This is a genomic window from Pseudomonas trivialis, from assembly GCF_001439805.1.
GTDB lineage: Bacteria > Pseudomonadota > Gammaproteobacteria > Pseudomonadales > Pseudomonadaceae > Aquipseudomonas > Aquipseudomonas trivialis.
Map to the genome: position 1 here is coordinate 305,448 of NZ_JYLK01000005.1, position 23,193 is coordinate 328,640.

Consider the following 23,193-nt stretch of genomic DNA (forward strand, 5'->3'; position numbering starts at 1 on the left):
GGCGGGTCTGTGAAATTTCTTTTTACAATTAGCTTCCCAAGCCAGGCGATGCTTTTTTGATCCTCTTTCAGGAGCTGGCCTGCAGCACGTTGCTGCGTCACATCCAAGCCTGGGCTTTTGCCTGGATATTGCCCATGCCCAATGAAAGCGCCGTTGAGCTGCAGGCCGTCCTGCTGGTCAGTGCATTCTCGTCGACTCTTGCAGAGGTCGCGCATTATCAAATGCAGTACGAACGAGCTCTGGAGGCGACTTCAGTGGCCACATCGCTCTATCGAGCCTTGGGTTTCGAGCGGTTGTTCGGTGATCAGACCTTTGCGCGGGGCCCGGTGGTGCAGGCGTAGTCAGAACCCCATATTGGTCTGGCAGCGGTTTTCGAGCGTCAACAGATACTGCTTGGCCTCCAGCCCTCCGGCAAACCCGGTCAAGGTGCCCGATGCGCCAATAACGCGATGGCAAGGGGCAATGATCGAGATGGGATTGCGACCGTTGGCAGCGCCCACTGCGCGAACGGCGGCGGGGTTGCCGATCTGCTTGGCAATCTGACTGTAGCTGCGGGTTTCGCCGAAAGGAATGGTCAGCAGCGCTTGCCAGACCTGCTTCTGGAAAACGGTGCCGGCGAAATCCAGCTCCAGCTCGAAGTGGCTGCGCGTTCCGGCGAAATATTCGTGCAACTGGCGCTGGGTTTCCAGCAGCACCGGGTTATCGCGGGCTTCGATCAGATTACCCAGGCGTACACGGTTGGCGCGCTCTGTTTCCCACAGGATGGCCGCGAGCCTGCCGGCGCGCGCCACCAGAGTGAGCTGGCCGACAGGAGAGGGCATGAGGGTGTATTCGTGAGACATCAGCACGCTCCTGGGTCAATGGCCCTTCTGCAGTACCTTGAGTGCTGCCGATGCCAGAAAACCTGAACGGCTTTTTTCTTCCGGGTGGTGCAGCACATAGTCATCAATGCGATTGAGCAGATAGCCAGGCAAGGTGATGTTGAGTTTTTGAGCCTTGCCCAAATAGCGGGTGACATCGATGTCCACCACTGCCCAGGTGCAGCCAGCGTATTGGGGGTTGGCGGCATGCACGGTGACTTTTTGCGCGCCGGGAATCGGCGAGCCGTCTTCGGCAAGGATTTCGAAGTGCCCTTCAATGGCTTCGCGGGCCATGGCCATGGCGTCGTCCAGGTCGTCGCCGGCCGAATAGCAGCCAGGGATATCCGGGACTTCCACGCCCCAGGCGTGGTCTTTGTCACCGGTTGAAATTGCGATGGGGTACAGCATGTTTTTGTCCTCCACAGACGTTCAACTCAGCAGAGCCTGTTTCAAAATGCTCTTGGCGGTCTTGTCCAACAGGTCCTTTTTTGGATGAGGAATCGTCACCAGTCCCGGCTTGGTCGGGTGCTTGTAGTGGTGATGACTGCCTCTGATACGCACCAGGTACCAGCCATCCGCAACGATATGACCTATCAAGTATCGACTGTCCACAACACCTCCTTGTGGTGTGTGTTGGTGGTGACTATAACCACAGAAGATAAAATATCAACACTCTACCTACCGGAAGTTGATGAGCGGTATTTCGGTGAGTGGTCACTGCAGTGTATGAGCGCCGGGGAACGACGCCGGAGAGAGGTATTGCGAGGTTTTGCCACGCAGGCGAAGCGTTTAGTGCGTCGCCGCGAGCGAAAACGGAATGCGCAAGGCGCCAATAGGCCCGTTGCGCGTGCCGCACATTTCGTCATGCACGCACTGCTGCACCAGCACACAGGGGAATGGCGGAACGCGCTGCAACAGATCGCGCAGATGGGTGGTGGAGCGCAGGCGCAGGGTTTTGCCATGATCGTCCAGCAAGGTCAGTTCACCGTCATCGAGTGTCACACGAGCAATGTAGAAGCCGCCCTCCAGCGACAGCAGCTCCAGCTCCCGTATTGCGCCTCTCTCGGCCAGTTCGGTCAGCATCTGCACATTCATGGTTTACCCTCGCGTTCAGGTTTATTGGCGACGAAAGAACAACGTGACCTGGCCCCACTCAACGCCGAACTTGGACATGCTCGAGCGGTTGATCAGGGTATCTTCGTCCATCAGGTACATCCAGTCGTCAAAACTGACTTCGTATACCGAACCATCCACCGGCAGGTTGAGCCGGTAGCGCCAGCGCAGCGCATTGCCCGCCACTTCGCCGATGGCCTCGCCCACCACATCGCCGGCGCGTCCACGCCAGCGCCCAGGGCCATCGGGGGTGAGCGTCCACACCCGCTGCTGGCGCGTGCCATCGCTGTACAGAAAGCGTTCGTCAAGAATCAGCGCATTGCCCTCGCGCCGGCTGGTGATGTCCACCTCGAAACGCTTGGCCACCTCGCCCGAGCGTTTCTCGAATATGCCCCAGGCCTTGACGGGCTTGCTGAAGAAGCGCTGCAAATCCAATTGCGGTTGCTGATTGGCGTAGTGCTCGACGCCCACATGGGCGCAACCACCCAGGCTCAATATCAGCAACAGTGAAACCAGAAGGCGCGGCATGGCCTGGCTCCTTGATCGCGCGCGGCGTCTTGCCGGTGCTCAAAGGTGATAGTTGTACAAAATTATTAGTTTGTACAGGTCCTGAGGGGCTCAGTCCGACCTTCGACTCAAATCGCGGCCATAAAAAAACCGGTCACTGGGACCGGTTCTTCACGCATCTTCATCAAATTCCGCGACGTCGGACGCTAAAAAAGTGGAGCGGGTAGAGGGAATCGAACCCTCAACTAAAGCTTGGGAAGCTTTCGTTTTGCCACTAAACTATACCCGCTCAAAGCGGCTGACTTTGTACCAGATGTTCGCCGCGATTTGAAGTTTTTCTTCAAAAATGTGTGAGCCCCTGTCGCTTCCCCAGCGATGGCATTTCAGATTGCGAAGGCCTGTTGCGTCCGTCCCTGCTGACACCGCAACCGGCTCAATGGCCGCTCCCCTTTCAAGAATCCCACCACCGCCTCCTGGCTGTCCCTGCATGCCGCCTTGTGCTCCATGTCGAGAAAATGTCCGGTAGCCTGAATCGTGCTGAAGCTGCTGTGCGCCACGTGCTGTCCGAACAACCGGGCATCCTGGGGGCAGGTGTATTCGTCCCATTCGCCATTGATGAACAGCACCGGTATGTCGATGGCCTTGGCCGCCTTGAGATAACACTGTCGATCACCGTCCAGCATCCGGCTGATGTGAAAATGCATCTGCCCGTATTCGTGCTCGGCCAGGCTGCTGACGTGCTTGTAATTGAAGCGTTTGAACAGTGACGGCAGGTGCTTGCCGAGTGTGCTGTTGACCAGATGGCCGACGCGGTGGCGGTCGCGGTTGCCGAGGTAATCAGCGCCGCGTTCAAGATAGTCACGCATGGGCGCGTTGATCACCGGGGAGAACGAGCTGATCACCGCCTTTTCCACGCGCCGGGGTCGCTGGGACAAGGCCACCAGCGCCGCCGTGCCGCCCCAGGAGAAGGACAACACGTGTTCGGCGGCGAAGTGGTCGATGAGTTCCAGCAGGAGCTGACCTTCGACCTCCTTGGTCAGCATGTGCTCATGGCGGTTGTGGATTCTGGAACGGCCGGCGTAGGGCTGGTCATACAGAACCACATTGAATTGCGGGTGCAGGCTTTTCACGGTCTGGGCGAAGGAGGCCGTGGTGGCCATCGAGCCGTTGACCAGAACGATAGTCTTTTCAGCCGCGTCCGCGCGGTAGAACTCCGTGTAAACCCGGTACTGACCCTGCATATCCAACACAGCGATTTCTGGCGTCATGTCGTAAGACTCCTGGCAAGCGGGTAGAGCGCGTAAACCACTCTGCACGTGCTTTATGACAAGCAGACAATGCCGCCACGGCTCAGACCTGCTGGATCTCTTGCGGGTGCAACGCGCGATACTCGCCGGGCGCCAGCGCGCTATCCAGCTCCAGTGGCCCCATGCGTTCGCGGTGCAAGGCGAGCACCTTGTTGTCGAAGTGCCCGAACATGCGTTTTACCTGATGATAACGGCCTTCGATGATGCTTAGTCGCGCGGTTTTCGGGCCCAGCAATTCAAGCTCGGCGGGTTGGGTGGTGAGGTCTTCGAAGGCAAAGTACAGGCCCGCCTTGAATGTCGCTGCGTACTCGTCGCCGATGACCTGTTCGGTCTCAACCCGGTAGACCTTGGGCAGCTTGGTCGTCGGTTGCGTCAGGCGCCGCGACCACTGGCCGTCGTTGGTAATCAGCAGCAAACCGGTGGTGTTGAAGTCCAGGCGACCGGCGATGTGCAATTGGTGCTTGTCCGGTTCATCCAGCAGGTCGAGGACCGTTGGATGTTGCGGGTCTGCCGTGGCGCTCACACAGCCCCGGGGTTTGTGCAGCATGAAATAGCGCGCCGGTTTACCGGTTTGCACGACCTCATCGTCCACGCATACCCGGCTGAATTCGCGCACGTCGTGATGCGGATCGCTGACCGCCACCCCATCGACGCTCACCCGCCGTTCCACCAATAACAGGCGTACCTGCTTGCGATTAAAGCGCGGCAGGTTGCTGAGCAAGCGGTCAACGCGCATCTGGGTTGCGCAACTGTTCGTCCACCTGAGCACAACGCGGGCACAGGCAGGCCTTGTTGCGTAATTCATCGGGAAGGGCCTGGAGCAGCGCCGGGTCGATGCTGACGCTGAAGCACCAGCAGGCCATGCCTGCGGTGCGCGGGTCGGCCAGGGTGCAATCATTGGAAGCCCCGCAGGCGGGGCAGAGGGAGGGCGTGGTCATGGGGCTGGCGCTATCGAGCAAGGTTGCCTTGCACGATACAGCGCCCACCCATGCCAGGCTACTTACAGCTTGAACTTGCTGACCAGCACATTGAACGAAGTCGCCAGGCGTGAAAGGTCCTGGCTGGAAGCGTTGGTCTGGTTGGCACCGGCGGCGGTCTGGGCCGACAGGTCCTGGATGTTCAGCAGGTTGCGGTCGACCTCGCGGGCCACCTGAGCCTGCTCTTCGGACGCGGAGGCGATCACCAGGTTGCGTTCGTTGATCTTCGCCACGCTGCTGGTAATCCGCTGCAAGGCGTGCCCGGCGTTCTGCGCCAGGGTCTGGGTGTTATTGGCCCAGGTGAGGCTCTTGTTCATCGCCGCCACGGCATCGTCGGCGCCGGCCTGCACTTCGCCGATCATTTTTTCAATGTCGACGGTGGAGGTCTGGGTGCGATGGGCCAATGCGCGCACCTCGTCGGCGACCACCGCAAAACCGCGGCCTTGCTCGCCCGCGCGTGCCGCTTCGATGGCCGCGTTGAGCGCCAGCAGGTTGGTCTGGTCGGCGATGCCGCGAATCACATCGATCACCTTGCCGATTTCGCGAACCTGATTGGCGAGGTCGGCGACCGATTGCGTCGAGTCGTTGATTTCCACCACCATCGAGCTCATGCCGGAAACAGCCTGCTCCACCTGCTGCTGGCCTTCTTCAGCCTCTGTGGTGGCCTGGCTCGAAGCCTCCGAGGTGGACACAGCGTTGCTGGCCACTTCGTCGACGGCTGCGGTCATCTGGTTGACGGCGGTGGCGGCTTGCTGGATTTCGTCGTTCTGGCGGGTGAGGCTGCGCGTGCTCTCGTCGGTCACCGCGCTCAGCTCTTCAGCAGCGGATGCCAGTTGATCCGAAGCATTGGCGATTTCCAGTAATGTGCTTTTCAATCCGCTCTGCATATCCGAAATCGCCATCAGCAGTTGCCCGGCTTCATCGGTGCGGTCGGTGAGTATCGCGTGGGTCAGGTCGCCCTTGGCGATCCGCTGGGCGCTTTCCACGGCCTGGGCGATAGGCCGCGTGATCAGGCGCGTGATCAGCAGGCCGACCGTGATAGCGATGATAAAGGCCAGCACGATACCGCCGATCATCCAGCTCATGGCGCTGCTGCGCAGGTCATCGGCGGCGATTGAGCCCTCTTTGATCTGACGGTTATTGGAGTCGATCATCACGCGGATCAGTTCGCGGGCCTGCCTGAACATTTCGTTGTTGGTGCCGTTGAGTTGCGCACGTGCCTGTTCGGTCTGGCCAGCATCGAGCAATGACACGATACGTTCGGAGTTGCTGATGTAGCCGGGCAGCAACTGATCAAGCTTGTCTCCTGCAGCGCGTTCGTCATCTTCCAGCGGTGTGGCGCGATAGATGGCGTAAGCGCTCAGGCCGGCTTTGAGTTGGTTGGCAACGTCCTGACGCACGCGTTCCCGGTCCTGTTGGGCGACATCGCCGTTATTGGCGTCCATCAACCGGTACAGGCCACGATTGTGGGCAACCAGGCCATTGAGGGTCGACGCCGTATTGCTGACCGAGACCAGGTTATTGGAAAACGTTAAATCGAGGGCCGAAGCCAGACGGATCACGCCTTTGATGCCCAGTGCGCCAACGCCCAGGGTAATGAACGCGCACAGTACAAATGAGAGCAGCAGTTTGGTTGAAATCTTCATGACGGAAATCCGGGGATATAAGAGTGGGATGCTCGCTCTAGAGCCTCCGTGCTGTTGTGCGATGGCATAGTGACATTATCGAATTGTTTAAAGTTTCATCTCTTCCAAAAATGGTCCTTTATTCGGCAGTCAATTCGACCGGCGGTCATGCAATAGTCAAGCCAGGCGGAGGTGTGGTGGAGATGTATCAGACTATTACCAAAACGCACCAGATTCAGTTTTTGATGTCAGATATTTCGTCATTCGGTGAAAGCCGAATGCCGCTCTCCAGCGTCGCTGGAGGTGCTCTTCCGCGGTCCAGGAGGCCGCCATGTATCGACGACTGCTGCTTGCTGCATTGCTCGGCCTGACGCTTTCCGGCTGCGTGCCGTACTACGAGGGCACCACCACTTACTATCGGTCCGAGGTCTACACCGAACCGGCACCGGTGTATTACTACGGCGGGGCCCCTGCGTATCAGTACCGGCGTGACTACTACCCAACCCCGCGCTATTACACGCCGGCCCCGCGTTACTACCCGGCCCCGCGTTATTACCAGCCGGCTCCGCGCTATTACGGGCCGCGTGCCGGGTACCGACCTTATCCGAACCAGGGATGGGGTGACCGTTGGCATAATGGCGGACGCGGGCATGGCGGTGATCACGGGGGAGGCCGCGGCGGCCATCGTTAAACGTTGAATAATGGAAACGGCGCACAATGCGCCGTTTTTTTATGGATACCGTTCGTCGGTACTGTCAGAATTAACAGGTATCTTATCGGGTTCAAATGTATTTCACTGGCGTCGGCCTTTGTGCCCTCGAAGTAATCAGGGAATAGATGGAACTCTAGAAATGATCAAAAGGTTGGTTTGTCTGTATTTTCTGATGGCTGGCAGCCTGGCCCAAGCCCATGATGCGTTTAGCTGTCCCTACCCATCGACAATCAGATACGTTGACGGCTTCTTCCTGACGTCTGATGTGCGGTTTCCCTGGCTCAGTTCAAAGGTCAAGCATCGCGATTTTGTTGACCGGTTCATTGGCGCGATTTTCATCCCGGAGAAGGATCAAGAGCGCGAAAACGGTCGCTTGGATAAGTGCGTTTACCGTACCGGCAGCGGCCAGCGTGTGGCGTTGCGCCCAGGAAAAGCTGAACTTGCCGAAGCCATTTCATTGACAAGCACCTTGCATTGGCAGATCGCCAAGGACCCGCTTGAACAAGAGGTGTATATCTGCCAGGACAGTCAGCCCGACAATTGTGCATTCACAATCGCGAAGCCAAAGCTATAGCTGTCATAAGTAGGAAAAGTCCGCCAGGGGATGTCGTCCCTCCCACGCCTTGTGGAAGTGCGCCTGCACCACGGCTTCAGGCACTGTGTTGATATCGAGCCAGTGCCAACGGGGTTTCTGGTCCTTGTCGATCAATCGCGCGCGAACCCCTTCACTGAATTCCGGATGCCGGCAGCAGTTCAGCGTCATGGTGTATTCCATCTGGAACACCTGCGCCAGCGACAGGTGGCGCGCGCGCTGCAGCTGTTCCCACACCAGATGTGCGGTCAGCGGGCAGCCTTCGCTGAGGGTCTTGCCGGCGCGGCTCAGCAGCGGGTCAGCGTGATCACTTAGCTGGCTCAAGGCGCGCCATGCACAGCGCACATCGCCCACGTCCAGCCATTCGTCGATTTGCGCCCGGCGTGGCAGCCATTGCGCTTCGGGCTGCTGGTCGACGGCCTCCCGGGCCAGGGCCTTGAGCAGGCTGTTGAGCTGCATCGCGCTCTGTTCCTGCCAATTGAGTTGCAGCAGGCCTTCAAGCAGTTCGTCTTGTTGATCCTCGCGCAGCAATCGGTCAGCCAGGCCCAGGTCCAGAGCATCGCGGCCATTGATGTGCGCGCCGGTCAGGCCCAGGAACAGGCCGAGTTTGCCGGGCAGGCGCGACAGGAAGCTGCTGGCGCCCACGTCCGGGTACAGGCCGATGCTGATTTCCGGCATCGCCAGACGGCTGCCGGGCGTAACGATGCGCATGGACGCACTTTGCAGCAGGCCCATGCCGCCGCCCAACACGTAGCCGTGGCCCCAGCAAATCACCGGCTTGGGGTAGGTGTGCAGACGGTAGTCAAGGCGGTATTCGGCGGCGAAAAACTGTGCAGCCAGGGCCGGTACCTCGCCGGGTTGCTCAAGGCACGCCTGGGCCAGACTGCGCACTTCGCCACCGGCGCAAAAGGCCTTGGGCCCGTTGCCGCGCAGCAGCACGCAGACGATGTTCGGGTCTTTGGCCCAGGCCTCCAGGCGTTCGCCAAGGCCCAGGATCATGGGCAGGGAAAGGGCATTGAGGGATTTTTCAGCGTCCAGGCTGGCAATGCCGATACGGGCGCCGCCGCTGCCGGTCAGCTCTTCGAAGTGCAGATTCATCGTGACCTCAAATCGAGAAGGTGAAGGCTCAGTATGATCGCTCCACGGGAAAGTGCCGGAGGTGTGTCAGATCAATTGACAAGCGGGGGCACGTTTCCTAGGGTTCGCCCATTCTTTTTCTGAACGATGAACCCACCATGACCGACGGCGACCGTATCAAGCTCGAACCCAGTTGGAAGCACGCCTTGCGTGAGGAGTTCGACAAACCCTACATGGCCCGGTTACGCGAGTTTCTGCGTCAGGAACATGCGGCCGGCAAGGAAATCTACCCACCGGGCCCGCTGATTTTCAACGCCCTCAACTCCACGCCGCTGGACAAGGTCAAGGTCGTGATCCTCGGCCAGGACCCTTATCACGGCCCCGGACAGGCCCATGGCCTGTGTTTTTCGGTGCAGCCGGGCGTGCCGGCACCGCCGTCGCTGGTCAATATCTACAAAGAGCTCAAGCGCGACCTGAATATCGACATCCCCAGCCACGGCTACCTGCAAAGCTGGGCTGACCAGGGCGTGCTGATGCTCAATACCACCATGACGGTGGAGCGCGCCAACGCCAATGCGCATGCGGGCAAGGGCTGGCAGTTCTTTACCGATCGGATTATCGAAGTGGTCAGTGAGCATCAGCCGCATCTGGTGTTCCTGCTATGGGGCGCTCATGCCCAGGGCAAGCAAAAGCTGATCGATGCCACCAAACACCTGGTACTGACCTCGGTGCACCCGTCGCCCTTGTCGGCGTATCGCGGGTTTTTGGGCTGCGGTCACTTCAGCCGCACCAACAAGTTTCTTGAGCAGAATGGCGAGGCGCCAATTGATTGGCGGTTGCCGCCGGTCTGAAGCCGGCGGCAGGAACGTGTCGAACATTTCAGGTTTTGTCAGGCTGGCGTTCCCAGCGCCGAAACAACGGCTCGGCCAAAAACAATACGAACAACAAACGCATCACCTGCATTGCCGTCACCAATGGCACCGACAGTTGCAAGGTCTCCGCCGTGAGGCTCATTTCCGCAATGCCGCCGGGCATCATGCCCAGGGTCAGTGAGCGCAGGTCCAATTGGGTCAGGGCGCTCAGCCCTACCGCTGCCAGTGTCGCCAGCGCCATGGTCAAGGCCGTGCCGATCAGGGTGCGGCCCATGAAGGAGGGCGCACGGCGAAAAAACTGACGGTTGAAGTGGCAGCCCAAACCACTGCCGATCAGCCACTGGCCAACCTGACTGCCGCCGTCAGGCAGGCCGATGTGCAGGTCCCAGGTCACGCTGGCAATGGCACTTACCAGCAACGGCCCGAACAGCCAGGGGTTGGGTTGGCGCAGGCGCTGCCAGCCCCAGGCGACCAGCGCACCTGCTGGAAACAGCAGGGCCAGCCACGACCAGTCGACGGGTGCCGGATGAAACTGCGGCGCACCGCCGCCCAGCAAATACTTGAAGATCGCCGGGATACACAGCACCACCACCAGCACGCGCAGACTTTGCCCGGCGGCCACCCGGCTGAGTACGGCGCCATTGCGTGCGCCGAGGTTGACCATCTCACCGGAACCGCCCGGCATGCTGGAGAAAAACGCAGTGGCGCGGTCTTCACCGCTGCGCCGCATCAGCCACACCCCGACCACGCTCGACAGGCTGGTGATCAAGGCCCCGAAGAAGATCAGCCCGAAGTGGCTCATCACCTGCTCGATCACCACCGGGGTGAAGTGCAGGCCGATGCCGATGCCCACCACCCATTGGCCGCACTTGCGCCCGCCGGGAATCTCGCCCAACTGCCAGGGCGTGAGGCAGCGCACCAGGATGATCGCCAGCAACGAGCCAACCATGTACGGCAAAGGCCAGCCGACAAGGCTGGCCAGGTAACCGCCAGCCAGACCGACCAGCGGTGTGCCCCACCATTGTTTGAAGGTGACGTCAGACATCGGCCAGGGCACGACGCTGCAGGGCGCGTTTACGGTAGATGCGGATCAGCGGGAACATCAGCATCAACGCGGTCAGTACCCACACACCCAGGGTGATCGGGCTCGACCAGAGAATCTCCAGCGCACCGTTGGAGATCGACAGCGCCCGGCGCAGGTTCTGCTCCATCAAACCGCCAAGGATGAAGCCCAGCAGCACCGGCGACAGCGGGAAGTCCAGCTTGCGCAGGATATAACCGAAGATACCGATACCCACCATCAGGAACAGGTCGAAGGTGGTGGCGTGAACCGCGTATACCCCGATCGCGGTGATGATGGCGATCACCGGCACCAGCGCCCAGTTAGGCACGGCGAGGATGCGCGTGAAGATACGGATCATCGGAATGTTGAGGATCACCAGCATGATGTTGGCGATGAACAGCGAGGCGATCAGGCCCCAGACGATGTCCGGTTGCTGTTGAAACAGCAGCGGGCCCGGGGTGATGTTGTACAGCGAAAGGGCGCCGATCATCACCGCGGTAGTGCCCGAACCGGGCACACCGAGCGTCAGCATCGGCACCAGCGCGCCGCAGGCGGAAGCGCCGATGGCGGTTTCCGGCGCCGCCAGGCCGCGCATGTCGCCCTGGCCGAATTTGCCGCTGGCGCCGGCGATACGTTTCTCGGTCATGTAGGCAACCGCCGAGGCCAGAGTGGCACCCGCACCCGGCAACACGCCCATGATGAAGCCCAGCAGGCCGCAACGGATGTTGACGACGAAGACCGCACCGGCTTCCTTCAGGTTGAACATCATGCGTCCGGTGGCCTTCACCGCTTCCTGGCCACGGTGGGTTTTTTCCAGCAGCAACAGGATCTCACTGATGGAGAACAGACCCAGGACCAGCACGACAAACTGAATGCCGTCGGTGAGGTGGATGTTGTCACCGGTAAACCGGTACACGCCGCTGTTGGCGTCGATACCCACTGCCGACAGGAACAACCCCATCAGCGCCGCCACAAAGGTCTTCAATGGCTTGTCGCCGGCCATGCCGCCCAGGCACACAATCGCGAATACCATCAGGACGAAATATTCCGCCGGGCCGAAGGCAATTGCCCATTTGGCCAGCAGCGGCGCAAACAGCACCATGCCGCAGGTGGCGATAAACGCGCCGATGAACGAACTCCATGCCGACAACGACAGTGCCACGCCGGCCAGGCCTTTACGGGCCATCGGGTAACCGTCGAGGGTGGTCATCACGGTGGAGGCTTCGCCCGGGATGTTCAGCAGGATCGAGCTGATACGGCCGCCATATTCGCAACCCAGGTACACCGCAGCCAGCAGGATCAACGCCGACTCCGGCGGCAGGCCCAGGGCGAAGGCAATGGGGATCAGCAGCGCCACGCCGTTGATCGGCCCCAGGCCCGGCAACAGGCCGACCACAGTGCCGATCAAGGTGCCGCACAGGGCCGTCACCAGATTGTACGGGCTCAGCGCGACGCCGAACCCCTGGCCCAAATAGCCAAAAGTATCCATATCAGTTCTCCAGAACGTCGAGCAGGCCGAGGGGCAGCGGCACATCCATGGCTTTATCGAACAACAGGTAAAGACCGATGGCCATCAAGGTCACGATTACCACGCTGGGCAGCCAGCGGCCGCCATAAAGGCGTGCCATCGGGATACCGATCAGCATGCTGCTGAGGATGAAGCCCAGAGGTTCGAAGGTGCCGGCGAACACGATCAGCAGCGCGACGCAGAGGCCGATCTTGACCAGGGTGTCGCGGTCCAGCGCCGGTTCTTCTTCCGTGTGTTTGGTGGCCTGCGGACGAAACAGCATGTAGATCAGGCCCAGGCTCATCAGCCCGAGCATCAGCAGCGGGTAGGCGCGAGGCCCGACCGGCTCGTAGGAAAACGCCGCCTGATACGGCCAGGCCATCAGTGCCAGGCCGGCGCAGACCAGCAGCATCGTCGCGGCGAAAATGCGTTGTAAGAGCATAGGGAACTCCAGGGCCACTTCGGCAGGCTTGCCGAAGTGGCGTTGCATGACGGGCGTTTACTGGATCAGGCCGAACTCTTTGGCCAGCACTTTGTAGTCAGCCACCTGTTTCTTCACGTAGGTGTCCAGCTCCGGACCGGTCATGGCAAACGGGAACAGCTCGCGCTGGTCACGCAATTTGGCGAATTCCTCGGACGCGAGCAGCTTGTCGAAGGCTTCCTTCCACCAGGCGTAGTCGGCGTCGCTGACTTTTGGCCCGAGGTAGAAACCGCGTACCACCGGCCAGACGATGTCGTAGCCTTGCTCTTTTGCGGTAGGAATATTCTTCATTTCTGGCTCGTCCAGACGCTGCTCGGAGAACACTGCCAGCAGGCGCATGTCGCCGCTGAGAATGTGCGGCATGGAGTCGGAGATGTCGGTACTGCCCACCTGGATGTGACCGCCGAGCAAGGCAGTGGCGATTTCACCACCGCCTTCGAGGGCCACGTAGCGCAGCTCGCGCGGGTTGATCCCGGCGGCCTTGGCGATCAGCGCGGTTTGCATCCAGTCCTGGCTGCCTACGGTGCCGCCGGAACCGATCACCACACTGCCCGGATCTTTCTTCAAGGCTTTTACGAGATCATCGAGGTTCTTGTAGGGCGAATCGGCTTTCACCGCAATGGCCCCGTAGCTGGTGCCTACCGCTGCCAGCCAGCGCACGGCGCTCTCGTCGAAGCGACCGAACTTGCCCTGAGCCAGGTTCAACAGCGAACCGCTGGACCAGGCAACCAGGGTGCCAGCATCCCCAGGACGCTGGGCGACCACCGCGTTGTAGGCCACCGCGCCGACGCCGCCGGGCATGTAGGTCACGCGCATCGGCTTGCTCAGCAGCTTCTCGTTGACCAGCGCGCTTTGCGCCAGCTTGCAGGTCAGGTCAAAACCACCGCCGGGGGAGGCCGGGGCGATGCACTCCGGACGCTTGGGTTCGTCGGCGGCCAGCAGTTGGCCGGCGAACAGCATGCAGCCGGCGGTGAGGGCCAGTTTACGCAGTGAAAGGGTCATGGGTTTCTCCGTCATTGTTGTTATGAGTGGCTTACCAGAGTGCGACGCTGTAGCTCACCAGCACGCGCATTTCATCCGCATCACGGGCTGAATAGTTGGAACGGTAGGTGGCGTTACGCAGGCGCACCGCCACATCCTTGAACGTGCCGCTTTGCACCACGTATTTGATTTCGCTGTTGCGCTCCCATTCCTTGCCGGTCTCGCCGTTCCTGAGCCGGATGTTGTCACCCGACAGGTAACGGCTCATGAAGCTCAGGCCGGGAATACCCAGTTTGGCGAAGTCGTAGTCATAACGCGCTTGCCAGGAGCGTTCTTCGGCGCCGGCAAAATCGTTGATCTGCACGAAGTTGACCAGGTACGGGTCGCTGCTATCCACATAGGGAAACGCGCTGTCGCCGGACATGTGCTGGTAACCGGCGCTGAGCTTATGGCCGTTGAGGGCATAGCTGAACAGGCCGCTGAGGGAGGTGTTGTCGATCTTGCCGCCACGGGCGGCGCCGGTGTCGTCGCTGATGGCCAGCCGCAGGTCGGCGCCGAACGTGCCGGGGCCCATGGGGCGGGCGGCGACCAGACCGAGGAAGTGCTGGCGGTACACATCGTCGAGCTGGGCGAAGTGGTAGCTGCCGGTGATCTTTTCGGCGAATTTATAATCCATGCCACCGAAGTTGAAGTGCTTGCCGGTGGCGCCGCCGAGGAAGCGGCTGTTCTTGTTGTTGAGGCCAATGTCCTCATAGTTGCTGTCGTCGCGGTCCTTAACCTTGTCCAGGCGGCCGACGGTGAACGTCAGGTTTTTGAATTCCCTGGACGTCAACAGGCCGCCGTTGAAGATCTGCGGCAGGATGCGGCCGTCGTTGTGCTTGAGGATCGGCAGTTCGGGCAGCAGCGCGCCGATTTTCAGCTCGGTGGCGGATACTTTCACTTTGCCCGTCAGGCCCAACTTGGCGTATTCGTTTGCGGCGCGGCCATCGTCGTGGGTGGGCAAGAGGCCGGTGCCGGTACGGTCGGGGCTGGAGTCGAGCTTGACGCCGAGCATGCCCAGCGCGTCCACGCCAACGCCGAGGGTGCCGTCGGTGTAGCCCGACTGCAGGTTGAGCATGAATCCCTGGGCCCATTCGTCGCGTTTGGATTGCTGGGCGCTGGTACCGTCGCGAAAGTCGCGGTTGAAGTACATGTTGCGGGTTTCAAGGGTCGCGCTGCTGTCTTCGAAGAAGGCAGCCTGGCCGAGCGGTGAAAAACCGGCAAGGGCCGCGGCGCTGGCAAGGGCAGTGTGGGTCATGCGGGGAAAACGAACAGGCGGGCAAGCCTGGGGCTGTGTCGACAGCATCGTTGTGCACTCCGTTATTGTTCTTATTTTTGGCGAAAACGCTTCGAGGCGTTTTTCGGGCGCGACGGTCAGGTCGCTCGGCGGGCTGGAACCACCGTGTTTGGATCCTAAAGCGCGAAGCTTTCGCTAACCTTTCAGTGGCCTTTCAATGTTTTCGGGCTTCACAGGCCAGGCGGCGCCTGTAAACTGCCCGGCGAAGCGTGGCATCGACCACTCCTGAATGAGGTACAAACCCATGCGTGTCCTCCTGGTTGAAGACCATTTGCAGCTCGCCGAAAGTGTCGCCCAAGCGCTCAAGAGCACGGGGTTGACCGTAGACGTGCTGCACGATGGTGTGGCCGCCGACCTGGCCTTGAACAGTGAGGATTACGCAGTGGCGATTCTCGACGTGGGGCTGCCGCGCATGGACGGTTTTGAGGTATTGGCGCGGCTGCGCGCCCGTGGGAAAAATCTGCCGGTGCTGATGCTGACCGCGCGCAGTGATGTGAAGGACCGCGTGCATGGTTTGAATTTGGGCGCTGACGATTATCTTGCCAAACCGTTCGAACTGACGGAACTCGAGGCGCGGGTCAAGGCGCTGCTGCGGCGCAGTGTGCTCGGCGGCGAGCGTCAGCAGGCGTGCGGTGTGCTGGTCTACGACCTCGATACGCGGCGCTTTACCGTTGGTGGTGAACTGATGACCCTGACGTCCCGCGAGCAGGCGGTGCTCGAAGCGCTGATCGCACGGCCTGGCCGGGTGATGAGCAAGGAGCAGTTGGCCTCGCAGGTCTTCGGCCTGGATGAGGAAGCCAGCCCCGACGCCATCGAAATCTACGTGCACCGCTTGCGCAAAAAACTCGACGGCCAGCCGATTGCCATCGTGACCTTCCGGGGCCTGGGCTACCTGCTGGAAGCCCGCGATGCATAAGCCCAGCAGCTTGCGCTGGCGCCTGCTGTGGAACCTCGCGCTGTTGCTGGTGGTGTTGATGATTGCCAGCGGCCTGAGTGCCTACTGGAACGGCCGCGAGGCCGCCGACACGGCGTATGACCGCACGCTGCTGGCCTCGGCGCGCACCATCGCCGCCGGCCTGACCCAGGTCGACGGCACCCTTAGCGCCAATGTGCCGTACGTGGCGTTGGACACCTTCGCCTACGACAGCGCCGGGCGCATTTATTATCAGGTCAATGATATTGATCAAAAGCTCATCTCCGGCTATGAGCACCTCCCCGGCCCGCCGCCGGGTACGCCGCGAACCGACGACTATCCCGCCTTGGCGCGTTTCTACAACGCGGTGTATCAAGGGCAGGAAGTGCGGGTGGTCAGCCTGCTCAAGGCCGTCTCCGAGCCGAACATGAATGGCATGGCGGAAATTCGCGTGGCCGAGACCGATGAGGCGCGCGTCAGCATGGCCCGTAGTCTGGCGGCCGACACGTTGTTGCGCCTGGGCATGCTCGGCGTCGGTGCACTGCTGCTGGTGTGGTTCGCCGTGAGTGCGGCGCTGCGCCCGCTGGAGCGCCTGCGCACGGCGGTGGAAGAACGCCAGCCCGACGACCTTCGTCCGTTGCCGCTGGTGGAAGTGCAGCATGAGTTCGGCCCGCTGGTACGGTCTCTCAACCATTTTACTGAGCGCCTGCGCGGCCAGTTCGAGCGCCAGGCGCAGTTCATTGCCGACGCCGCCCACGAATTGCGCACACCGCTGGCGGCGCTCAAGGCCCGGCTTGAACTGGGCCTGCGCAGCGAGGCGCCGGCCACGTGGCGCAGTACGCTGGAGACCGCCGCCCAAGGCACCGATCGCCTGACCCATCTGGCCAATCAGCTATTGTCCCTGGCCCGCATCGAAAACGGCGCCCGCGCGATTGCCGAAGGGGGCGCACAGTTGCTTGATCTCAGCCAATTGGCCCGTGAGCTGGGCATGGCCATGGCGCCGTTGGCCCACGCGCGCGGCGTGGCCCTGGCGCTGGAGGCCGATGAGCCGGTGTGGCTGCGCGGCGAGCCGACGCTGCTCAACGAGCTTTTGAGCAATCTGGTGGATAACGCCTTGGCGCATACACCGCCGGGCGGCAATGTGATCCTGCGGGTCACGGCGCCGGCGGTGCTTGAGGTCGAGGACGATGGCCCCGGTATCCCGCTGGATGAGCGCGACCGGGTGTTCGAGCGCTTCTATCGGCGCAGTCAGCAGGGCATGGGGTCCGGCCTGGGGCTGGCGATTGTCGGCGAAATCTGCCGTGCGCACCTGGCGCAGATCAGCCTGCACGATGGCGAGTTGGCGGGGTTGAAGGTACGGGTGAGCTTTATCGCCGGTTGAATCAATAGAACATCGAGCGCGCTTCATCCAGCTGCGCGCGCAGGGTCTCGCTGTTGGGATCAATGCGCAGCTTGATGATCGACGGTATGTCGGCCACCGGCACGTCGGCCAGCGGATGATCAGTGCCGCGATGGCAATAAAGCACCGCTGCCTGAACGATGTCGATGTAGTCGAGCCGGGCGGAATCGCGCTCCAGGTTCAGGTATTGGCCGGGCAGCTTGGCGAGCATTTCCGGAAAGTCCCAGACGCTCAGCAGTTTGTCGCCCAGCAGCGGGTGGATGCTGTCGATCACGTGGTTGAGGCTGACCGGGTCGGACAGCAACTGGTAGTGGTCTTCGGCGTAGGTGAGAATCGGCAGCACGCCGATCTGATGCACCAGCCCGCCGAGGGCGGCCTGGTCCGGCTTGAGCTGAGAATGGCTGCGGCACAGGGCGTAGCTGACGCCCGCCACCTCGAGGCTGCGGCGCCACACGTCACGCATTTTCTGTTCGACCACTTCGGAGCGGGCGTGGAAGATCTGTTCCATCACCAGGCCGATGGCCAGGTTGCTGCTGTAGTTGGTGCCCAACCGGGTAATGGCGGTGTGCAGGTTGGTGACTTCCTGAGTGGCACGCAACAACGGACTGTTCACCACTTTGATCAGGCGTGCGGACAGCGCGGTGTCGCGACCGATCACTTTGCTCAAGTGGCTGATGCTGATATCCGGGTTTTCGGCGGCCTGTCGAATGTTCAGGGCCACCTCCGGCAATGTCGGCAGAACCAGGTCATCGTTGTCGATGGCCTTTACCAAAGCCTGTTGGACTTTATCCGCCAGTTTGTTCATTCATGCTCTCAAGGGTGCTGCAAAAAAGTACGGTGATCAGCGCTGAATCTCTCGATCTCGATCAAGTTGGTAGGGCAGGTCGAGCAGTTGCAGGGTGGGCCCTTCCAGCGAGCCTAAATGCACGTCGCCATTATCGGCAGCTTCGGCTTGCAACACTGCCAGAAGTTCAATCGCCAGGTCGGCTTTTGCTGCAATCACCACTTCGCCAATCGAACTGCCGTGGCTGGGGGAGAACAGCGCAGTGCCGGGCTCTGGCGCGTTTGGGGTATCAAGGCTCAGGCGATACAGGCGGCGTTTGAGTTTGCCCAGGTACTGCATGCGCGCAACGATTTCCTGGCCGGTGTAGCAGCCCTTTTTGAAGCTGACACCGCCGACAGCCTGCAGGTTGAGCATCTGCGGAATGAACAGCTCGCGGGTCTGTGGCATCACCTGGCCGATCCCGGCGCGGATCTGGCCCAGCAGCCAATCGTTCAAACTCCCCTCGTCAAGCTGCGCGGCCAAGTGGTTGCGTACGGCTTGGGCGTGTTCGGCGGGTGCCCAGAGCTCGGCGCGGGCAGGGGAGACGCGAATGGCGATCAACGCATCGGTGCGCGCGACGTTGTCGGTGTCGGCCGGTAGTTCGAGGCCAAGGCTGCTCAGCGCCCCGTCAGCATTCGAAAGGCCGAAACGCACCCAGGCGGCGCTTTCGTCGGTGAGCTTGGACTTGGAAAATACCGCGTATTTTTTCAGGTCCGCCAGTTGCGGCTCCAGTAGCTCGGTGGCCATGGCCATGAGCACGCCATCACCTTGCAACACGATGCGAAAGCTCGACTGCATGCGGCCTTTTTGCGTGCAGCGCGCGCCAAGGCTGGCCTGGGTGTCGCTCAGGTAATTGAGGTTGCAGGTGAGTTGGCCCTGCAGAAATTTGGCGGCATCGGCGCCACGGACGGCGAGAACGCCTTCGTGGGACAGGGGGCAGAAGAAAGCAGAGTCGGCCATGGGTCATCGCAGGTCAAAAAGTCATGCGTGCATCATAGAGGGGCGCCCGGCAAATGGATAGTTTCCTCGGGACACGACCAACGCTGGCTGTTCGGGTGCCGCCGGGCCTGTATACTTGCGCGCTATTTGAGGAGCGTTCCATGGTCGAAGACGTAGAAATCAATCGCCTCTACTGGCACAGCCGCCGCGGCATGCTTGAGCTGGATGTGTTGCTCGTACCGTTTACCAAAGAGGTATATGCGACGCTCGATAAGGTGGATCGTGACCTGTACGTGCGGTTGTTGGAATGCGAGGACCAGGACATGTTCGGCTGGTTCATGGAGCGCGCCGAATCGGAAGACCCGGAGCTGCAACGCATGGTTCGGATGATTCTGGATCGTGTCCAGCCCAAGTAATCGCTTTGAGTGTCGCTGGCAGGCCTCGCGGCTGTTGCTGGCGATGTATGTGCTTGCCCAATTGTTCGCGCTGGGTGCCTTGCTGACGCTGGACTTGCCTTTTGCCGCATTTGGCATGCTTGCGTGCCTTGCCCATGCTGGCTGGGTGCTGCCGCGCCAGGTTCTGCTGACCCACCGTTCGTCGATTCTTGGCCTGCGCCGTGATGAAGACGGCTGGCAATTGTTCAGCGCCGAGCGCGGTTGGCACAGTGTGCAGCTGCGTCCCGACAGCCTGGCGTTGCCGTTGATCGTGGTGGTGCGCTATCGATTGCCGGGGCAATGGCGGGTGCGCTCGATCTGCGTGCCCAGGGATTCACAGGTCGCCGATGTGCACCGGCGTCTGCGCACCCGCCTGAAATTCAGCCGCCGTAGGTGGTTGGCACCAGAATAGTGTTGCGGGCCTCGGGCAGCATCCGCGGGTAGTCGAGGGTGTAGTGCAGGCCGCGGCTTTCCTTGCGTTCCATGGCTGAGCGAATCATCAGCTCGGCCACTTGGGCAAGGTTGCGCAATTCGATCAGGTCGCGGCTGACTTTGTAATTACTGTAAAACTCGTCGATCTCATCCAGCAGCAGACGCACGCGGTGTTGCGCCCGTTGCAGACGCTTGTTGGTGCGCACAATCCCCACGTAGTCCCACATGAAACGGCGCAGCTCGTCCCAGTTGTGGGCGATGATCACGTCCTCGTCCGAGTCCGTCACCTGGCTGGCGTCCCAGCGGGGCAGGGCGGCAGGTACCGGGATGTTTGGCAGTTGCTCGATGATGTCTGCTGCCGCTGAACGTGCATAGACGAAGCATTCGAGCAGCGAATTGCTGGCCATGCGGTTGGCGCCGTGCAGGCCGGTGAAGCTGGTTTCGCCAATTGCATACAGCCCAGGCACATCGGTGCGGCCGTGCTGATCGACCATCACGCCGCCGCAGGTGTAGTGCGCAGCCGGCACCACGGGGATAGGGCCCTGTGTGATATCGATATTGAAGGCCAGGCAGCGCTCGTAGACCGTAGGGAAATGGGCCTTGATGAAGTCTGCAGGTTTGTGGCTGATGTCCAGGTACACGCAGTCGATGCCCAAGCGTTTCATTTCATGGTCGATGGCACGGGCGACGATATCCCGCGGCGCCAGCTCGGCGCGTGGGTCGAAGCGTTGCATGAAGCGTTCGCCATTGGGCAGTTTCAGGTGCGCGCCTTCACCGCGCAGGGCTTCGGTAATCAGGAAGCTTTTGGCCTGCGGGTGATACAGGCAGGTGGGATGGAACTGATTGAATTCAAGATTGGCCACCCGGCAGCCCGAGCGCCAAGCCATGGCAATGCCATCACCGCAGGCGCCATCCGGATTGCTGGTGTAGAGGTAGACCTTGGCCGCGCCGCCCGAGGCGAGAATGGTGAAACGCGCGCCATAGGTATCGACTTCGCCGCTGACGCGGTTGAGCACGTAGGCGCCCAGGCAGCGTGCGCCATCCAGGCCCAGGCGTTTTTCGGTAATCAGGTCGACGGCGACGCATTGCTCCAGCAGCTCGATGTTGGGACGCTGGCGCGCCTGCTCAAGCAGGGTCTTGAAGATGGCGGCCCCGGTGGCATCGGCGGCGTGAATGATGCGCCGCTGGCTGTGGCCGCCTTCACGGGTGAGGTGGAACTCGAATCCGCCATCGTCGCTGCCGGTGTGCTCGTCGCGGGTGAAGGGTACGCCTTGATCGATGAGCCATTGAATGGCCTCGCGGCTGTGCTCGACGGTGAAGCGTACCGCGTCTTCGTCGCACAGACCGCCGCCGGCGTTGAGGGTGTCTTCGACATGGGATTGCACCGTGTCGTGTTCGTCCAGCACCGCCGCGACGCCGCCTTGAGCCCAGAATGTCGAGCCGTTGGCCAGGTCTCCCTTGCTCAGCACCGCAACGCGCAGGTGGCGGGGGAGGGTCAGTGCCAGGCTCAAGCCGGCCGCGCCGCTGCCGATCACCAGGACATCGTGTTGAAACTGTTGGCTCATTGGAAGGATTCCGCAAAAAGCGATCCACAGGGCTGGCGCAAGCAGGAACGCCTGGATCGGCGAATCAAAGGGTCACACGGGCCACTAGTATATAGAGGGGGCGCGCGGCACAATAGCCGGGCGTTTGTGGCAATGTGAGATTACGGAGCACGGTTCCTGCCTCACTTGGCCGGTTATTTAAGGTGGGAACTTTTTGCATGAGTCCCGACTCAATAGCCGGTTGCCCAAAACCTGGAAAAAGTTGAGTTTATTGGCCCGTCGGGAGCATTGGACGCGTCATCAAACCGGCGACAAGATTATTCGCGCAGTCGGCTTGGACCGTGCTGCGTTTTTCGTGTGTGCCAAATCAGTGCATGCCGGAAACTTGCTTGAAAGGGGGAGAACTTTTGCGAAAAGACCGAGTCTATGTTTGCAAGCCTGATCGTTTAGTTATGCAAGCCTCCTTCAAGCACCACGAGGAGTGTTCATGCTAACCCAGGAAGAGGATCAGCAGCTGGTCGAGCGCGTGCAACGCGGTGACAAGCGAGCATTTGATCTGTTAGTGCTGAAATACCAGCACAAAATTCTCGGGTTGATCGTGCGGTTTGTGCACGACACCCATGAAGCGCAGGACGTTGCACAGGAAGCCTTTATCAAGGCATATCGTGCACTGGGCAATTTCCGCGGTGATAGTGCGTTTTATACGTGGCTATACCGTATCGCCATCAACACGGCGAAGAACTATCTGGTGTCGCGCGGACGTCGCCCGCCGGACAGTGATGTCAGTTCAGAAGATGCTGAATTTTACGATGGTGATCATGGTCTCAAGGATCTCGAATCGCCGGAGCGTGCATTGCTGCGCGACGAGATCGAAGGAACCGTCCATCGCACAATTCAGCAACTGCCAGAAGATTTACGTACGGCGTTAACTTTACGTGAATTCGATGGTCTGAGTTACGAAGACATTGCGAGCGTCATGCAGTGTCCGGTGGGGACTGTAAGGTCACGGATTTTCCGGGCCCGGGAAGCCATCGATAAAGCCTTGCAACCGTTGTTGCAGGAAAACTAAAGACAGCGGCGACAGCCAAGAGAGGAACCGCCATGAGTCGTGATGCCCTGCAGGAATCGCTGTCCGCAGTGATGGATAACGAAGCGGATGAACTGGAACTTCGTCGAGTGCTCAATGCATTTGATGATGCCGAAACCCGTGATACCTGGTCTCGTTACCAAGTCGCTCGGGCGGTGATGCACAAGGATCTTCTAATCCCTCGTCTGGATATTGCTGCGGCCGTTTCTGCTGCGCTGGCTGACGAAGCCGTTCCGGCAAAAGCTGCACGTGGTCCATGGCGTAGCCTGGGTCGACTGGCAGTGGCTGCCTCGGTGACTGTTGCCGTTCTTGCCGGTGTTCGCCTGTATAATCAGGACGAAATCGCCGGTGCTGAACTGGCCCAACAGACCCAGCAACCGGTCATGGCCGGTCCACAGGTCAAGGGCCCGGCAGTGCTGGCCGGCTACAAGGAAAGCTCTGATGCCACAGGCCCTATGGCCAATGGTGTGCTTCAAGGCCAATCCGGCTGGCAGGATCAGCGTCTTCCAGGGTACCTGCGCCAACATGCACAGGAATCTGCCTTGAAAGGCACTGAAAGCGCTCTGCCATACGCTCGTGCTGCAAGCCTGGAAAATCGCTGAACCTTTAAGG

General features: G+C 60.7%; 28 protein-coding genes and 1 tRNA gene. 10 read left to right on the top strand and 19 right to left on the bottom strand.

Annotated elements, in window-relative coordinates; translation table 11 throughout:
* Positions 1-56 precede the first annotated feature (56 nt).
* Positions 57-341 (top strand): hypothetical protein, encoded by a 285-nt coding sequence (locus tag TU79_RS10290; RefSeq protein WP_057007887.1) that lies wholly within the window; start codon positions 57-59, stop codon positions 339-341.
* On the opposite strand, the gene TU79_RS10295 is transcribed toward TU79_RS10290, so the two are convergent.
* The 10 genes from TU79_RS10295 to TU79_RS10340 all read right to left on the bottom strand — a co-directional run bounded on the left by TU79_RS10295 (position 342) and on the right by TU79_RS10340 (position 6,410).
* Complete coding sequence (locus TU79_RS10295) at positions 342-842, bottom strand: methylated-DNA--[protein]-cysteine S-methyltransferase (RefSeq protein ID WP_057007888.1); 501 nt, start codon at positions 840-842, stop codon at positions 342-344. It abuts the gene before it with no gap.
* 15 nt (positions 843-857) lie between these two features.
* Positions 858-1,268 carry a type II toxin-antitoxin system HicB family antitoxin gene (locus tag TU79_RS10300; protein ID WP_057007889.1) on the bottom strand — a complete coding sequence of 137 codons (411 nt, stop codon included), beginning with the start codon at positions 1,266-1,268 and terminating at the stop codon, positions 858-860.
* Positions 1,269-1,289: 21 nt separating this feature from the next.
* Positions 1,290-1,472: a type II toxin-antitoxin system HicA family toxin gene (locus TU79_RS10305; protein WP_003233882.1), complete on the bottom strand. Its 183-nt coding sequence runs from the start codon at positions 1,470-1,472 to the stop codon at positions 1,290-1,292.
* 177 nt (positions 1,473-1,649) lie between these two features.
* Entirely contained in the window at positions 1,650-1,955 is a 306-nt protein-coding gene (locus TU79_RS10310; protein ID WP_057007890.1) for a DUF6482 family protein, read from the bottom strand.
* A 21-nt stretch (positions 1,956-1,976) separates the two neighbouring features.
* A complete protein-coding gene (locus TU79_RS10315) occupies positions 1,977-2,501 on the bottom strand; it encodes a DUF3833 domain-containing protein (RefSeq protein ID WP_003233886.1) in 525 nt (174 codons plus the stop codon).
* 194 nt (positions 2,502-2,695) lie between these two features.
* Positions 2,696-2,769, bottom strand: a tRNA-Gly gene (locus tag TU79_RS10320).
* A gap of 94 nt (positions 2,770-2,863) precedes the next feature.
* Positions 2,864-3,748 carry an alpha/beta fold hydrolase gene (locus TU79_RS10325; RefSeq protein ID WP_057007891.1) on the bottom strand — a complete coding sequence of 295 codons (885 nt, stop codon included), beginning with the start codon at positions 3,746-3,748 and terminating at the stop codon, positions 2,864-2,866.
* Between the two features lie 82 nt (positions 3,749-3,830).
* Positions 3,831-4,523: a pseudouridine synthase gene (locus TU79_RS10330; protein WP_057007892.1), complete on the bottom strand. Its 693-nt coding sequence runs from the start codon at positions 4,521-4,523 to the stop codon at positions 3,831-3,833.
* On the bottom strand, positions 4,513-4,725 hold the full coding sequence (locus TU79_RS10335) for a cysteine-rich CWC family protein (RefSeq protein WP_057007893.1): 213 nt from the start codon (positions 4,723-4,725) through the stop codon (positions 4,513-4,515). Before TU79_RS10335 ends, TU79_RS10330 begins: the two co-directional genes overlap by 11 nt.
* A gap of 62 nt (positions 4,726-4,787) precedes the next feature.
* On the bottom strand, positions 4,788-6,410 hold the full coding sequence (locus TU79_RS10340; protein WP_057007894.1) for a methyl-accepting chemotaxis protein: 1,623 nt from the start codon (positions 6,408-6,410) through the stop codon (positions 4,788-4,790).
* A 310-nt stretch (positions 6,411-6,720) separates the two neighbouring features.
* Between TU79_RS10340 and TU79_RS10345 the strand changes: the two genes are divergently transcribed.
* Together TU79_RS10345 and TU79_RS10350 are read left to right on the top strand one after the other, a co-directional pair.
* Complete coding sequence (locus TU79_RS10345) at positions 6,721-7,080, top strand: hypothetical protein (RefSeq protein WP_057007895.1); 360 nt, start codon at positions 6,721-6,723, stop codon at positions 7,078-7,080.
* Between the two features lie 160 nt (positions 7,081-7,240).
* Positions 7,241-7,675, top strand: a complete 435-nt coding sequence (locus tag TU79_RS10350) for a DUF3757 domain-containing protein (RefSeq protein WP_057007896.1) — start codon at positions 7,241-7,243, stop codon at positions 7,673-7,675.
* Between the two features lie 3 nt (positions 7,676-7,678).
* Here TU79_RS10350 and TU79_RS10355 read toward each other — a convergent pair whose 3' ends face one another.
* Entirely contained in the window at positions 7,679-8,791 is a 1,113-nt protein-coding gene (locus tag TU79_RS10355; protein WP_057007897.1) for an enoyl-CoA hydratase/isomerase family protein, read from the bottom strand.
* Between the two features lie 137 nt (positions 8,792-8,928).
* Between TU79_RS10355 and ung the strand changes: the two genes are divergently transcribed.
* Complete coding sequence (ung, locus tag TU79_RS10360) at positions 8,929-9,621, top strand: uracil-DNA glycosylase (RefSeq protein WP_057007898.1); 693 nt, start codon at positions 8,929-8,931, stop codon at positions 9,619-9,621.
* Between the two features lie 28 nt (positions 9,622-9,649).
* Here ung and TU79_RS10365 read toward each other — a convergent pair whose 3' ends face one another.
* The 5 genes from TU79_RS10365 to TU79_RS10385 are packed head-to-tail and all read right to left on the bottom strand — an operon-like array spanning position 9,650 to position 15,019.
* Complete coding sequence (locus tag TU79_RS10365) at positions 9,650-10,687, bottom strand: AbrB family transcriptional regulator (RefSeq protein ID WP_057007899.1); 1,038 nt, start codon at positions 10,685-10,687, stop codon at positions 9,650-9,652.
* Positions 10,680-12,194, bottom strand: a complete 1,515-nt coding sequence (locus tag TU79_RS10370; protein WP_057007900.1) for a tripartite tricarboxylate transporter permease — start codon at positions 12,192-12,194, stop codon at positions 10,680-10,682. Before TU79_RS10370 ends, TU79_RS10365 begins: the two co-directional genes overlap by 8 nt.
* Before the next feature lies 1 nt (position 12,195).
* Positions 12,196-12,654: a tripartite tricarboxylate transporter TctB family protein gene (locus TU79_RS10375; protein WP_057007943.1), complete on the bottom strand. Its 459-nt coding sequence runs from the start codon at positions 12,652-12,654 to the stop codon at positions 12,196-12,198.
* A gap of 57 nt (positions 12,655-12,711) precedes the next feature.
* Positions 12,712-13,695, bottom strand: coding sequence for a Bug family tripartite tricarboxylate transporter substrate binding protein (locus TU79_RS10380; RefSeq protein WP_057007901.1), 984 nt, complete (start codon positions 13,693-13,695; stop codon positions 12,712-12,714).
* Between the two features lie 31 nt (positions 13,696-13,726).
* On the bottom strand, positions 13,727-15,019 hold the full coding sequence (locus TU79_RS10385; RefSeq protein WP_057007902.1) for an OprD family porin: 1,293 nt from the start codon (positions 15,017-15,019) through the stop codon (positions 13,727-13,729).
* Between the two features lie 235 nt (positions 15,020-15,254).
* Here TU79_RS10385 and TU79_RS10390 point away from each other — a divergent pair, with 235 nt between their 5' ends.
* Both TU79_RS10390 and TU79_RS10395 read left to right on the top strand, forming a co-directional pair.
* Positions 15,255-15,926, top strand: coding sequence for a response regulator (locus TU79_RS10390; RefSeq protein WP_057007903.1), 672 nt, complete (start codon positions 15,255-15,257; stop codon positions 15,924-15,926).
* Complete coding sequence (locus TU79_RS10395; RefSeq protein ID WP_057007904.1) at positions 15,919-17,304, top strand: sensor histidine kinase; 1,386 nt, start codon at positions 15,919-15,921, stop codon at positions 17,302-17,304. Before TU79_RS10390 ends, TU79_RS10395 begins: the two co-directional genes overlap by 8 nt.
* A 1-nt stretch (position 17,305) precedes the next feature.
* Here the strand turns inward: TU79_RS10395 and TU79_RS10400 are convergent, their stop codons facing one another.
* Together TU79_RS10400 and ygfZ are read right to left on the bottom strand one after the other, a co-directional pair.
* Positions 17,306-18,127 (bottom strand): HDOD domain-containing protein, encoded by an 822-nt coding sequence (locus TU79_RS10400; protein WP_057007905.1) that lies wholly within the window; start codon positions 18,125-18,127, stop codon positions 17,306-17,308.
* Between the two features lie 36 nt (positions 18,128-18,163).
* Positions 18,164-19,105 carry a CAF17-like 4Fe-4S cluster assembly/insertion protein YgfZ gene (gene ygfZ, locus TU79_RS10405; protein WP_057007906.1) on the bottom strand — a complete coding sequence of 314 codons (942 nt, stop codon included), beginning with the start codon at positions 19,103-19,105 and terminating at the stop codon, positions 18,164-18,166.
* Positions 19,106-19,245: 140 nt separating this feature from the next.
* Between ygfZ and TU79_RS10410 the strand changes: the two genes are divergently transcribed.
* Both TU79_RS10410 and TU79_RS10415 read left to right on the top strand, forming a co-directional pair.
* Complete coding sequence (locus TU79_RS10410) at positions 19,246-19,500, top strand: FAD assembly factor SdhE (RefSeq protein WP_003233917.1); 255 nt, start codon at positions 19,246-19,248, stop codon at positions 19,498-19,500.
* Positions 19,484-19,930, top strand: coding sequence for a hypothetical protein (locus TU79_RS10415; RefSeq protein ID WP_057007907.1), 447 nt, complete (start codon positions 19,484-19,486; stop codon positions 19,928-19,930). The genes TU79_RS10410 and TU79_RS10415 overlap by 17 nt, the downstream gene beginning before the upstream one ends.
* Here TU79_RS10415 and nadB read toward each other — a convergent pair.
* The gene (gene nadB / locus TU79_RS10420) at positions 19,899-21,515 is read right to left on the bottom strand and encodes an L-aspartate oxidase (RefSeq protein ID WP_057007908.1); all 1,617 of its coding nucleotides are present in this window, start codon (positions 21,513-21,515) and stop codon (positions 19,899-19,901) included. The two genes, TU79_RS10415 and nadB, sit on opposite strands and share 32 nt — an antisense overlap.
* A gap of 466 nt (positions 21,516-21,981) precedes the next feature.
* On the opposite strand from nadB, the gene rpoE reads away from it, so the two are divergent.
* Both rpoE and TU79_RS10430 read left to right on the top strand, forming a co-directional pair.
* The gene (gene rpoE, locus TU79_RS10425; RefSeq protein ID WP_003172477.1) at positions 21,982-22,563 is read left to right on the top strand and encodes an RNA polymerase sigma factor RpoE/AlgU; all 582 of its coding nucleotides are present in this window, start codon (positions 21,982-21,984) and stop codon (positions 22,561-22,563) included.
* Positions 22,564-22,595: 32 nt separating this feature from the next.
* Positions 22,596-23,183, top strand: coding sequence for a sigma-E factor negative regulatory protein (locus TU79_RS10430; protein ID WP_034096393.1), 588 nt, complete (start codon positions 22,596-22,598; stop codon positions 23,181-23,183).
* The last annotated feature ends 10 nt before the right edge of the window (positions 23,184-23,193 follow it).